Source organism: Massilia soli, assembly GCF_016809835.1.
GTDB lineage: Bacteria > Pseudomonadota > Gammaproteobacteria > Burkholderiales > Burkholderiaceae_D > Telluria_A > Telluria_A soli.
The window spans coordinates 34,480-47,865 of the sequence record NZ_JAFBIL020000010.1 but is presented as its reverse complement, the minus strand read 5'-3'; the positions used below and the strand labels follow the sequence as shown (position 1 = coordinate 47,865).

Annotated in this window: 9 protein-coding genes; 3 read left to right on the top strand and 6 right to left on the bottom strand. The window is 64.7% G+C overall.

The features are described from left to right. Positions 1–43: 43 nt before the first annotated feature. The 5 genes from mutS to I4X03_RS21515 form a co-directional block, all read right to left on the bottom strand. Positions 44–2,701, bottom strand: coding sequence for a DNA mismatch repair protein MutS (gene mutS, locus I4X03_RS21535; RefSeq protein ID WP_223470647.1), 2,658 nt, complete (start codon positions 2,699–2,701; stop codon positions 44–46). 425 nt (positions 2,702–3,126) lie between these two features. Continuing rightward, a complete protein-coding gene (gene pepA / locus I4X03_RS21530; RefSeq protein WP_223470645.1) occupies positions 3,127–3,984 on the bottom strand; it encodes a flocculation-associated PEP-CTERM protein PepA in 858 nt (285 codons plus the stop codon). Positions 3,985–4,312: 328 nt separating this feature from the next. After that, positions 4,313–4,756, bottom strand: a complete 444-nt coding sequence (locus tag I4X03_RS21525; RefSeq protein ID WP_223470643.1) for a DUF29 domain-containing protein — start codon at positions 4,754–4,756, stop codon at positions 4,313–4,315. A gap of 85 nt (positions 4,757–4,841) precedes the next feature. Then, positions 4,842–7,412 carry a cyanophycin synthetase gene (gene cphA, locus I4X03_RS21520; protein ID WP_223470641.1) on the bottom strand — a complete coding sequence of 857 codons (2,571 nt, stop codon included), beginning with the start codon at positions 7,410–7,412 and terminating at the stop codon, positions 4,842–4,844. Between the two features lie 91 nt (positions 7,413–7,503). Beyond that, complete coding sequence (locus I4X03_RS21515) at positions 7,504–9,675, bottom strand: cyanophycin synthetase (RefSeq protein ID WP_223470634.1); 2,172 nt, start codon at positions 9,673–9,675, stop codon at positions 7,504–7,506. Between the two features lie 217 nt (positions 9,676–9,892). On the opposite strand from I4X03_RS21515, the gene I4X03_RS21510 reads away from it, so the two are divergent. From I4X03_RS21510 to I4X03_RS21500, 3 genes are read left to right on the top strand one after another with little or no spacing between them, the layout of a single operon-like run. Next, on the top strand, positions 9,893–12,175 hold the full coding sequence (locus I4X03_RS21510; protein ID WP_223470632.1) for a cyanophycin metabolism-associated ABC transporter: 2,283 nt from the start codon (positions 9,893–9,895) through the stop codon (positions 12,173–12,175). A 1-nt stretch (position 12,176) separates the two neighbouring features. Beyond that, positions 12,177–12,638 carry a cyanophycin metabolism-associated DUF1854 family protein gene (locus I4X03_RS21505; protein ID WP_223470630.1) on the top strand — a complete coding sequence of 154 codons (462 nt, stop codon included), beginning with the start codon at positions 12,177–12,179 and terminating at the stop codon, positions 12,636–12,638. A 10-nt stretch (positions 12,639–12,648) separates the two neighbouring features. Then, on the top strand, positions 12,649–12,948 hold the full coding sequence (locus tag I4X03_RS21500; protein WP_223470622.1) for a YciI-like protein: 300 nt from the start codon (positions 12,649–12,651) through the stop codon (positions 12,946–12,948). A gap of 11 nt (positions 12,949–12,959) precedes the next feature. Here the strand turns inward: I4X03_RS21500 and I4X03_RS21495 are convergent, their stop codons facing one another. Continuing rightward, positions 12,960–13,358 (bottom strand): lysozyme inhibitor LprI family protein, encoded by a 399-nt coding sequence (locus tag I4X03_RS21495; RefSeq protein ID WP_223470619.1) that lies wholly within the window; start codon positions 13,356–13,358, stop codon positions 12,960–12,962. Between the last annotated feature and the right edge of the window lie 28 nt (positions 13,359–13,386).

The window sequence follows — 13,386 nt, the reverse complement described above, 5'->3', positions numbered from 1 at the left end:
AGCAGGACGGCGCTGAACAACCCGGCGAGTGACGCGCGCCGCATCATTGTGCGGACAACCTTTTGAGCAGGTACAGCTGTTCGAGCGCCTCGCGCGGGCTCAGGGCATCGGGGTCGATGCCGGCCAACGCGGTCAGCACGCCGCCGCCTTCCGGCGCTGCCGCTTCCGGCTCGTCGTCCGGTTCGACGCAGGGCAGGGCGAACAGGTCAAGCTGGGTGGTGCGCTCAAGCGCCTGCGATTCAAGGCGCGCCAGGTGCTTGCGGGCGGCCTTGATGACGGGCTGCGGCACGCCGGCCAGCTGCGCCACCTGCAAGCCGTAGCTCTGCGACGCGGGACCGGCTTGCACCGCGTGCAGGAACACGATGCTGTCCTTGTGCTCGACGGCCGACAAATGCACGTTGGCCGCAGTTGGATGCGAATCGGGAAGCTGGGTCAGCTCGAAGTAATGGGTGGCGAACAGCGTGAAGCTGCGGCTGGTATCGATCAGGTGGCGCGCGATCGCCCACGCCAGCGCAAGGCCGTCGAAGGTCGAGGTACCGCGGCCCACTTCATCCATCAGCACCAGCGAATGCTCCGTGGCGCCGTTAAGGATCGCCGCCGATTCGGTCATCTCGACCATGAAGGTGGAGCGCCCGCCGGCCAGGTCGTCGGTGGCGCCGATGCGCGTGAAGATGCGGTCGATCGGGCCGATGGTGGCGCTGGCGGCCGGCACATAGCTGCCGATGTAGGCCAGCAGCGTGATCAAGGCCACCTGGCGCATGAAGGTCGATTTACCGCCCATGTTCGGGCCGGTGATCAACAGCAGCCTGCGTTCGTCCTGCAGCTGGCAGTCGTTGGCGATGAAGCGCTCGATCTGGTTTTCGACGACCGGGTGGCGGCCTTCGCGGATGTCGAGGCAGGGTGACGCCACCAGCATCGGCGCGACCCAGTTGTGCTGCAGCGCGTGCACCGCCAGCGCGGTCAGCGTGTCGAGCTGGGCCAGGCCCTGCGCGACGGTCTGCAGCACGCCGATGTGCGGCGCCAGGTCGCCCAGCAGCTGGTCGTACAGCAGCTTCTCGCGCACCAGCGCCTTGTCCTGCGCCGACAGGGCCTTGTCCTCGAATACTTTCAGCTCCGGCGTGATGTAGCGCTCGGCGTTCTTCAGCGTCTGGCGGCGGCGGTAATCTTCCGGCACCTTGTCGGTCTGGCCGTGGGTGACCTCGATGTAGAAGCCGTGAACCTTGTTGTACTCGACGCGCAGGTTGGCGATGCCGGTACGAGCGCGCTCGCGCGTTTCAAGGTCGACCAGGAACTGGCCGGCGTTCTCGGAAAGGCCGCGCAGCTCGTCGAGCTCCGCATCGAAGCCGCGCGCGAACACGCCGCCGTCGCGCACCATTGCCGCCGGCTCTTCGGCGACCGCCCGGGTAAGCAGATCGAGGCAGACGCCGGGCGTCGCGATGGCGCTGTGGATTGCCGCCAGCAGGCTGTCTTCGCCCGCCGTGAAGCTGCGCTGCATCGCATGGCGCAAGGCCGGCAGCTGTTTCAGGCCATCGCGCAGGCTGGCCAGGTCGCGCGGGCGCGCGGTCAGCAGCGCGATGCGCGTGGTGATGCGTTCGATGTCCGGCACTTGCGCCAGCGTCTGCGACAGCGAGCCGCTGGCGTCGGTCTCGGCCAGCGCGCCGATGGCGGCATGGCGCGCGCGCGCGACGTTCTGGTCGCGCCGCGCGTGGTGCAGCCAATGGCGCAGCATGCGCGAACCCATCGCCGTACGGCAGTGGTCGAGCAGCGAAAACAGCGTTGGCGACTCCTGGCCGCGGATCGTCTCGGTCAGTTCGAGGTTGCGGCGGGTGGCGGCGTCGAGGCCGATGAATTCAGTTTCGGTTTCGGTCGACAAGCTGCGCACGTGCTGCAGGCCGCGCCCCTGCGTCGCCTGTGCGTAGCGCAGCAGCGCGCCGGCGGCGCCGAATGCGGCACCCAGGCCGTCCGCGCCGAAGCCGGTGAGGGTGGCGACGGCCAGCTGGTCGAGCAGCGCCTTGTGGCCGCCGACGACGTCGAAGTGCCAGTCCGGCACGCGCTGGGTATGCGCGATCTCGTGTTCAGGCGACAGTTCGGCGCCGTCGCCGCACAGGATTTCTGCAGGCGCGATGCGCTCCAGTTCCTGCTGCAGGCGCGCGCCGACCGTGCGGGCGTCGCCCGAAAACTCCATTAGCTTGACGGCGCCGCTGGCCAGCGACATCCACGCAAGGCCGGTGGTGACGACCTTGCGCTGGCTGATCATGCACAGCGCGAGCAGCGGGCGCTCCGATTTTTCAGGCAGCAGGTCGGAATCGGTCAGGGTGCCCGGCGTGACGACGCGCAGCACCTTGCGTTCGACCGGGCCCTTGCTGGTGGCCGGGTCGCCGATCTGCTCGCAGATCGCGCACGATTCGCCCAGCTTGACCAGCTTGGCCAGGTAGCCGTCGAGCGAGTGGAAAGGCACGCCGCACATCTTGATCGGATTGCCGTTCGATGCGCCGCGCGCGGTCAGGGTGATGCCGAGGATGCGCGCCGCTTTTTCCGCGTCTTCGTGGAACAGCTCGTAGAAGTCCCCCATGCGGTAAAACACCAGCATGGTCGGGTAATCGGCCTTGATGCGCAGGTACTGCTGCATCATTGGGGTGATTTTTTCAGTCGGGCCGTTCTTGGCGGCGGCAGCGTTGATTTCCGAGGGTACAGTCGTCATTTCTTCTTCGTTGTGAGGCGGACAAGGCGCGGCGCAATGTCAAGGCCACCATTTTACCGCTTTCGAGGGATCGAATTCCCGAAAAGGGACTATGCGAAGAAGTTTTCGATTGAAGCTGCTGCACGTAAAGGTTTTCCTGGTCCGAGACGAGAGGGGATGTTCGAGGTTGGCAAACACTGCCCTGGGCTCGTGACGGACTCGACGTTCGACTATTTCGGCAGTGGTTGGGTTGCTCGATTCGGATCGTAGCAAAGCGCCGTGGCGTTCCGATAATCAGGCAGCCCAGGTAGGGGGGGGCTAATGTCGGCACTGACCCTGTGCCCGCTACGTCAGGTTCATAATTCGCCCAATAAAAAATGCCGCTCAGTCAGACTGAGCGGCATCGAGCGATTGAACTGGCTGCGCTGCGAAGGCAGCGCACTGTCTTACGCTTTTTTCTTGCTACGGGCGAATGCCAGACCGGCCAGTGCCAGGCCGAACAGGGCCAGGCTGGTTGGCTCAGGTACTGGAACCGGGGTCGGCTCGAACGAGGTGTTGCCCGAACCGTCGATGGTGATGTCGGTTGTGTTCGCGAACGGGTTAGTCTTAGGGATGCCTTTGATGATCGAGTTCACGCCGTTGATGTCGGTGAACGCTTCGCCGCTGGCGAATGCGTCGCCGCCGAAGAAGCCGTTCAGCGCGATCGCGGTGGCGATTGCGTTGAAGTCGCCGTTAGCCAGGCCTTGGGCAATGTGGAATCCGCCCTGGACCAGAGTCCCGGTCAACACGGCCACGTCATCTGCAAAGCCGCCGCTTACGCCGATCGACTGGTCTGCACCGCCCGCTTGCGCGTTGCTCAGGGTGGTGTTCATGTTGCGGTCAACATACATGGTGTAGTTGAAGGTGTTAAACGTACCGTCGATCGTGGTCCCACTCAATGCGGTGGTGCCCGTTGCGGTGAACACGAAGTACATACTGTAGTTGTTGTTCAGGCCCGTGCCGCCGACAACCGGACCGCCCAGCGAGGTGCGGAAGGTGCCGAAGTAGCCGCCGCCGGTTTCGTCGAACGACGCGGTGGTTGCGCCGGTCCGAACCTGGTCAACTTCCGCTTTGTAGCTGAAATCCAGGAAGCTGGCCTTGCAGGTGCCGCCGCCGCATCCGGCTTCGCCAATCGCGCCTGGATTGATGGTGAAGGTCTTTTCGGTGAAGCCGATGCCTGGAACGTGGTCAGCTAGTGCTACCGAGCTTGCCATTGCGAGTACTGCGCCAGCGACCAGCTTGCCAATCTTGCTAAATTCAATCATTTGTAGCTCCGATGTTAATTAGTACTTCCTATAAGCAAGTATAAGCACGTTCCATGCCAGCTAACAAAATTCCGTTTGTTTCCAAGGGCTTAGCGCATTCTCAGCAGATCAAGGAACTTAATTGAATGACAATGTGTAAGGTTTGCCGACAGGAAAACTCGCGACAAGCCTTGCCGGGGTCAGCTCGCCGAGGAAATGCTAGGGCCATAGTCAGCGGATCATTTCCGCGCCGAATCACCGGCGTCGAGCGTTGTTCTGGGCTAGCCAGCAATGCTACAGGCGAGGGAGGTGTTGTCGGCGCGCTAGTGCGTGTGCGGTTCGATCCCGTTCAAGACAGGACGAACTCCGTGTCGAGCAGCTGTTCCTTCGAATACGGATTGGTCTGGGGAAAGGCAGCGCGCGGAATGCCGGTCTCGGCACCTGCGCGTTCAAATGCCGCCTTGTAGACATGGTCCGCATACTCGGCCACGACCGCGTCGAGGCTGGGACTCTGCTCCAGGATGCGGTGAATTTCAGAGCGTTGCTCGCGTACCGCGCCCAGCCAGGCGCGCGACTTCGGTTCCGGCTGGAACTGGCATTTGAGCAAGTTCATCATCAGCGTTTCCAGCCGTGATTTCAGTTCACGCCGTTCATTGCCACCCATCGCGTCGAGCTCCTTGACCAGCCTGTCGAGGTCGAGTTGATCAAACTGCTTGTTTTGGAGAAAGGCGCACTGGCGCTCGACCCAGAGGACGAAATCCGGGACGGCGCAATCAGGTGTGAGGTGGTCCATGCGATCCTCCGTTCTGCCAAGTTAGCATTCAACGAAGGACAGGTAAAGCGACGCACGCAGTGCTTTGCGCACTGCGTGGAGCGGGTCAGCCTGCCGCGACGCGGCCTGCGATGTGGGCCAGGGCTTCGTCGACCTGGTCGATCAGGATCAGGCAGAGGTCGCCTTCGGTCAGCCGCGCAAGCGCCTTGTCAATGGCGACGAATTCGCCATTGATTTCGTCAACGTGCGTGGTGCGGCTGGCGCCGACCAGACCCTGGCGCAGCAGCGCCACGACCTCGCCGTCGCCGCGTCCGCGTTGGCACTGGTCCTGGTACAGCAACACGTCGTCGAACGCGCCGCCAAGAATTTCGGTCTGCTGGCGGATGTCTTCATCGCGCCGGTCACCGGCGCCGCTGATCACCACCGAACGGCGCTTGGCCGGCATGCCATCGACCGCGCGCACCAGTGCGAGGATCGCATCCGGGTTGTGGCCGTAGTCGGCGATGACGGTGGCGCCGCGGTAGCCGAATACATTGAAGCGGCCAGGCGCGTTGTCGCTCTCGTTGGCGAACGACTTCAGGCCCGCGCAGATGCGGTCCCATTCCACGCCCGCCGCCCATGCCGCGGCTACCGACGCCATCACGTTCTCGACCTGGAAACCGACCGTGCCATTGCGGGTGATCGGCACTTCAGACAGCGCGACCTGTTGCACCATCTTGCCCTGCGCCGCGACCAGCACGCCGCCCTCGACATACACCACGCTGTTGCCTTGCGCGCGGTGGGCCGACATCACCGGGTGGTTCACATCGGCCGCAAAGAAGGTCACGCTGCCGCGGCAGTTGTGCGCCATCGCAGCGACGATCGGATCGGCGGCGTTGAGTACGGCGACGCCGTCGTCGGCCACGTTCTGCACGATCACGCGCTTGAGGACCGCCAGGTCTTCCAGCGTGGTGATGTAGTTCAGGCCGAGGTGGTCGCCCGAACCGATGTTGGTCACCACCGCCACCTTGCAGCGGTCGAAGGCGAGGCCTTCGCGCAGCAAGCCGCCGCGCGCAGTTTCGAATACCGCGGCGTCGACGTCCGGATGCATCAGCACATTGCGCGCGCTGCGCGGTCCGCTGCAGTCGCCGCTGTCGATGCGGCGGCCTTCGATGTAGACACCGTCGGTGTTGGTCATGCCGGTGCGCAGGCCGCCTGCGGTCAGCAGGTGGGCGATCAGGCGTACCGTGGTGGTCTTGCCGTTGGTGCCGGTAACGGCCACCACCGGAATGCGGCCGTCGTCGCCGGCGGCGAACATGGTCGATACAATCGCTTCGCCCACCGCGCGGCCTTTGCCGAACGATGGTGACAGGTGCATGCGCAGGCCAGGGGCCGCGTTCACTTCGACGATGCCGCCGTTCTGCTCTTCGATCGGTTTAAGCACGCTGTCGCATACCAGGTCGACGCCGCAGATGTCGAGGCCCACCATGTGGGCAGCGGCAATGGCGCGCTCGGCGACTTCGGGATGCACGTCGTCGGTAACGTCGGTGGCGGCGCCGCCGGTCGACAGGTTGGCGTTATTGCGCAGGATGACGCGCTGGCCGTTGGTCGGAACCGAGTCGGCCTGGAGGCCTTGCTTGGCCAGGCTGGCCAGCGCGATGTCGTCGAAGCGGATCTTGGTCAGCGAGGTCGAGTGGCCGTTGCCGCGGCGCGGGTCGAGGTTGACCTGGTCGACCAGCTCGCGCACGGTGTGCACGCCATCGCCCACCACTTGCGGCGGGTCGCGGCGCGCGGCGGCGATCAGCTTGTCGCCGATGACCAGCAGGCGGAAGTCGTTACCCGGCAGGTAGCGCTCGACCATGACGTCGTCGCGGAACTCGGCGGCGGCGGCAAAGCCTCCGGCCAGCTGTTCGCGCGTGGTCACGTTGACGGTGACGCCTTTGCCCTGGTTGCCATCCTTCGGCTTGATCACGACCGGCAGGCCGATTTCCAGCGCGGCCGCCCATGCGTCGTCGGCATCGCTGACGACGCGGCCCATTGGCACCGGCACGCCGGCCGCATGCAGCAGCTTCTTGGTCAGCTCCTTGTCCTGCGCGATGGTCTCGGCGATCGCGCCGGTGGTGTCGATTTCGGCGGCCTGGATGCGGCGCTGGCGGCTGCCCCAGCCGAACATCACCAGGCTGCCTTCGGTCAGGCGGCGGAACGGAATGTTGCGCGCGACCGCGGCGTCGACGATCGAGCCGGTCGACGGGCCGAGACGCACGTCCTCGTCGAGGTCGCGCAGTTCGGTCAGTGCGGCGTCCAGGTCGAACGGGGTGTCGTTCTGGGCGGCGCTGCACAGCTGCTGCGCCAGTTCCAGCGCGCGGCGGCCAACGTCTTCCTCGGAATACTCGACGACCACCTGGTAGATGCCCGGCTCCAGCGTCGCCGTGGTGCGGCTGAAGGTGACCGGGCAGCCGGCTTGCGCCTGCAGGTCGAGCGCTGCCACTTCAAGCACGTGCGCCATCGGGATCACGTCATGGTGGCCGCTCGGCTGCAGCGGCGTAATCGCCGGGAAGCGTGCGCGCAGGCGCGCTTCGAAGCCGGGCAGGCTGGCCAGCGATTGCTCGCTGCTGTCGCATGCGACGATCGCTTCCACCGATGTGTGGTGGCTCCAGAGGTTAGGGCCACGCAGGGCCCGTACGCGAGATACTTCCATAAACCGTCATCCTAATGTCGTCGATTTGCCCGTGCGCGTCAGACGCGTCGGCGGGCCCAGGGCCGGCGGCAAGCCGCCATGCCCATTCTATTTAGTGGCCCGCCGGGCTGGCGTCGAAATTGCGGAGGCCCGCTGCGATCAGCTCGGGTTCCATGCCCACCGCCCAGCTGGCGGCAACCGCAGCCAGCACGGCGCCTGGGTAGGTCGCCGTCGCCGGCTTGAGCGCGGACAGCGCGAGCAGCACCGTTTCGTCGCCGCCTTCGGCCAGCACGATGGCGCCGTCGCGCGCGAATACCGCGCGGTGGCCGCCGGCGCGGTGCTCGGAGATGCACGGCAGCGCGTGGTCTTCGGCGTAGAAGATCACCTCGCCGTCGCACAGCGGGGCCAGGTCGGCGACTTCCTGCACGGCGGCGTTGAGCACCGCCGCACCGTCCGACATGACGACGTCGACCTGCGCGCGAATGATGTTGGCCATCGCGTCCATGTCGTCGATGTAGAACTCGCCCAGCGCTTCGTGGCCGTCCATGTCGGTGACGATGCCGACCTTGCAGCGGTCGTAGGCCAGGCCTTCGGACAGGATCATGCGCGCATCGCTTTCAAACACCGCAGCCTGCACGGTGCGGTTGATCAGCAGGCGCTCGCCGGCGTCGAAGGTCATGCTGTTGGCGCTGCTGACCTTGCGCTCGTCGAGGTACAAGCCGTTGGCGTTGACCACGCCGGTGTGCACGCCGGTCAGGCGCAGCATGCAGCCGACCATGCGCGCGATCAGGCTGGTGCCGCGCGTCCCGGTCACGCCAATGATCGGGATGCGGCCGCTTTCGTCAGGCCCGAACAGATTGCCGACGATCGCCGAGCCAATCGCGCGCGGCTTGCCGATCGCCGGTTTCAGGTGCGCCAGCAAGCCGGGGCTGGCGTTGACTTCGATGATCGCGCCACCTTGTTCTTCCAGCGGCCGCGAGATGTCTTCCATAACGATGTCGATGCCGGCGATATCCAGGCCCACCACGCGCGCAGCCAGCGTGGCGGCAGCGGCCACCGATGGATGCACGTCGTCGGTGACGTCGATGGCGACGTTGCCGTTCGGCTGGATCAGCACCTTCTGGCCGGCCAGCGGCACCGACTGCGCGTCCATGCCCTGGCGCGCCAGTTCAAGGATGATTTCGGCGCTGACGTCAGGACGGATCAGGCCGAGCGGATGGTCTTCGGTGTCGCCGCGGCGCGGATCGGTGTTGATGTCACGGTCGCATAGCGCGATCAGATTCAGTTTTCCGTCGCCGGTGACCCACAGCGACTCGCCCTTCGCCGCCGCGACCAGCTGCTTGCCAACCACCAGCAGGCGGTGCTCGTCGCCGGTGACGAAGCGCTCGACGATCACGCTCTTGCTGCCGCCCTTGCGGGCGGCCAGCGCGTAGGCCGCTTCAACGGCGGCCTGCGTCATCAGGTTCAGCGACACGCCGCGCCCGTGGTTGCCGTCGTACGGTTTGACCACGACCGGCAGGCCGATGTCCTGGGCTTCTTCCCATGCTTCTTCGGCGCTGCGAACCAGGCTGCCTTCCGGTACCGGCAGGCCGCAGGCCTTGAGCAGGGTCTTGGTCAGGTCCTTGTCGCTGGAGATGCCTTCGGCGATGGCGCTGGTGCGGTCGGTTTCGGCGGTCCAGATGCGCCGCTGCGCGGCGCCATGGCCAAGCTGCACCAGGTTGCCGTCGGTGAGGCGGATCGACGGAATGCGGCGCTCGGTGGCCGCTTCGACAATGTGGCCGGTGCTCGGGCCGAGGCAGTAGTCGTCGACCATTTCCTGCAGCTTGCCCACCACCGTGGCGAGGTCGAAGGGCTGGTCTTCAATCGCGGCCATCAGCAGGTCGCGGCCGGCCACCAGGGCGGCGCGGCCGACCTTTTCCTGGCGCGTGCGGAAGGCCATCTTGTAAATGCCGACGCTGCTGGTCGAACGCGTTTTGCCGAAGCCGGTACGCATGCCGGCCAGGTTTTGCAGTTCCAGTACCACGTGTTCGAGGATGTGGCCGGACCAGGTGCCTTCGCGCAGGCGTTCCAGGAAGCCGCCGCGTTCACCAACGCCGCAGCGGTGCTCGACCAGGCCAGGGAGCAGGGCCACCAGGCGCTCGTACAGGCCTGGCAGCAGGTTCGATGGGAAGTCCTCAAGCGCGCCGATATCAAGCCAGGTTTCGATCACCGGGCGATAAGTCCAGATATTCGGCCCGCGCAGATGCGTCACACGGAGAAATTCGATTTCTTTCTTCTTAGTCATGTAGTTTGTTTCTTAATAACAGGCTGTTGTTCTTGTCGCCGAACAGCCTGTAGTGAAGCTTCTTGATACGCATCATGTTGTATACTTGCCAGAGACGAAGCTTACCGCGCTGAATCATTTTCTGCCAGTGTGGTTTACCGAGCCAACAGTCTAGCCCTCCCCGATTTTCCAAACCCTGCTGGTCAGGCGTGGCCTTGAAGCCGGAATACGCAATACGATGACAACTGAACAACAAATTCCCCCCGCCTTCCTGGTGCCGGCGCCGATTTTCATTCCTGACGCCTGGCAAAGTGAAGTCGAGAAAAAACTTTCATCTGGGGAAAACGCACTGAGTGCCCTGGAGGTTGACCTCGACACGCGATTGCGTTTTGGGAGGGGGCTGGTGGTCGTCACCAACCGGCGCCTGCTGGCGCGCGCGGCCGGCGAAACCAGCTGGAACGAGTGGCAATTCCGCGACGGTCTGTCGCTGCTGCACCACGATCACGCCGGTGTCGGCCATCTTGAATTAGTCGATCGGCAAGGGCGGCTGGCGGCCTGGCGTTTTACGCTGGGCCAGAACCTGCAGGCGATCCGCGTGGTCGACCAGTTCCGCGAGCAGCTCGAAAGCCACCTGAGCGGCCAGCCGGTCAAGGTCGCCGAACAGAACATCTGCCCAAGCTGCAAAGCGCCTTTGGAGCCGGATGAAGAAGAGTGCCCGATCTGCACCAAGGTCCTGCACACGCCGCCCTCGACCTGGACCCTGTTCCGCCTGTGGCGTTTCGCCCGGCCTTACCAGTGGCAACTGGGGCTTGGCTTCTTCCTGATGCTGGCAAGTACCGCGGCGCACATGATCCCGCCGTACCTGACCATGCCGCTGATGGACAACGTGCTGATCCCGTACCAGAACGGCGAAAAGATCGATAACGACCTGGTGATCCTGTACATGAGCGGCCTGCTGGCGTCGGCGGTGCTGGCATGGGCGCTCGGATGGGGCAAGACCTACGTGCTGGCGCTGGTGTCCGAACGGGTTGCCGCCGACCTGCGCTCGACCACCTACGAACACCTGCTCAAGCTGTCGCTTGAATTCTTCGGCGGCAAACGCACCGGCGACCTGATGTCGCGCATCGGCAGCGGCAGCGACCGGATTTCCGTGTTCCTGTCGCTGCACCTGCTCGATTTCGTCTCCGACGTCCTGATGATCACGATGACCGGCGTGATCCTGTTCTCGATTAACCCGTGGCTGGCGATCATCACGCTGGTGCCGCTGCCGTTCATCGCCTGGATGATCCACGTGGTGCGCGACCGCCTGCGCACCGGCTTCGAAAAAATCGACCGCGTGTGGGGCGAAGTGACCAACGTGCTGGCCGATACGATTCCCGGCATCCGCGTGGTCAAGGCGTTTGCCCAGGAAAAGCGCGAAGCGGCGCGCTTCCGCGAGGCGAATAAACATAACCTCGCCGTCAACGACAAGCTTAATCGGGTCTGGTCGCTGTTCTCGCCGACCGTGTCGTTCCTGACCGAGCTTGGCCTGCTGGTGATCTGGGTGTTCGGTATCTGGCAGGTCTCCAAAGGCGATATCACGGTCGGCGTGCTGACGGCCTTCATCGCCTACAGCTCGCGCTTTTACGGCAGGCTCGATTCGATGAGCCGCATCGTCTCGGTCACGCAGAAGTCGGCGTCCGCCGCCAAGCGCATCTTCGACATTCTCGACCACGTCTCCAGCGTGGCCGAGCCGGCCAACCCGGTCAAGCTGGACAAGGTGGAAGGCCGCATCGACCTGCGCGAAGTGGGCTTCCGCTACGGTAACCGCGCCGTCAACCGCGGCGTCACGCTCAATATCAAGGCCGGTGAATTCGTCGGCCTGGTAGGGCACAGCGGTTCGGGCAAGAGCACCCTGGTCAACCTGATCTGCCGCTTCTATGACGTCTCGGAAGGCGCGATCCTGCTCGACGGCGTCGACATCCGCTCGTTCCCGGTCGCCGAATACCGCAGCCATATCGGCCTGGTGCTGCAGGAGCCGTTCCTGTTCTTCGGCACCATCGCCGAGAACATCGCCTACGGCAAGCCGAACGCCACGCGCCAGCAGATCATCGCCGCCGCGCGTGCCGCCCACGCGCACGAATTCATCCTGCGCCTGCCGCAAGGCTACGATTCGATGGTGGGCGAACGCGGCCAGGGCCTGTCGGGGGGCGAACGCCAGCGCATCTCGATCGCGCGCGCGCTGCTGATCGACCCGCGCATCCTGATCATGGACGAAGCAACGTCGTCGGTCGACTCGGAAACCGAGAAGGAAATCCAGAAAGCGCTCGACAACCTGGTGCAAGGCCGCACCACGATCGCAATCGCGCACCGCCTGTCGACCTTGCACCGGGCCGACCGCCTGGTGGTCATGGACCGCGGCGTGGTGGTGGAGCAGGGCAGCCACGACGAACTGATGGCGCGCGGCGGCGCTTACTTCCGCCTCTACGAAGCGCAGGCGCGCAACGTCGACACGGACATGGACGACAAGGACGGGCAATAAGATGGCGTTTCAACTGACCCGCAACAGCTTCGGCAAGCTGGTGCTGACCGCCGAAGACGGCCAGGTGCACGAAGGCGTGCTGCCGGTGCGCGCGTTCCCGATCCAGGCCCCCGACGAAGGCATCTCGATGGTGCTCACCGACGGCAAGGAAGTGGCGTGGATCGACGCGCTGGCCGACCTGCCGGGCGAGGTGCGCCAGCTGGTGCATGACGAGCTGGAAGGGCGCGAGTTCATGCCCGAGATCCTGCGCATCATCGACGTCACCAGTTTCGCCACGCCGTGCACCTGGACCGTGGCGACCGACCGCGGCGACACCGAATTTTTGCTCAAGGGCGAAGAAGACATCCGCCGCATCGGCGCCACCTCGCTGCTGGTGGCGGACAACCACGGCATCCACTTCCTGATCCGTGATATGTTCACGATCGACAGGAACAGCCGCCGAATCCTCGACCGCTTCCTCTAAAGGGAAAACCATGCACTACCTGCTGATGTACGAACTGGCCGCCGACTACCTCGAACGCCGCGGCGAATACCGCACCGAGCACCTGCAAATGGCGTGGGACGCGCAAGAGCGCGGCGAGATCGTCGTTGCCGGCGCGCTGTCCGACCCGGCCGACATGGCGGTGCTGATGTTCCAGGCCGAGTCGCCGGACGTGGTCGAGCGTTTCGCCAAGGCCGACCCGTACGTGATTCACGGGCTGGTCACCGGATACCGTATCCGCCAGTGGAACACGGTCGTCGGCGAGGCCGCCTCGACTCCGGTGCGAATCTGAAGCCGCTGGTGCTAGGCACATCCATCTTGCCGGCAGGCCACGTACGACCGCAGTAGTTCGTTGCGCTGCCGCGTCAGCTTCGCCTGGCACAATGCCGCCTGCATCGGCCAGATCGATCCGGATTCGGCGCGCGGGCCGTTTTCGTACAGGCAGGTGCTGTCGCGGTACTTCAGCCAGGCCCGCTGCGACGCCTGCAGGCGCTGCCTGCGCTGCGCATCCAGATAGGCCATCTGTTCCCGGTACAGCCGGTTCATCTCAGCATCGGCCTTGGCCAGTGCGGCCAGCGCACACCGGTTCAGCGCGAGCTGGGTCGCCGCCGCCGCGCACGCGCCGTCATCGCGCGCAAGCGCGGACGACATGATTGCCGCGCCAATGATGGCAAATGCAAGCGTTCTCAGTTTTGCAGCCATGGTTTTCCCATTTGTCAGACCGGTGCGT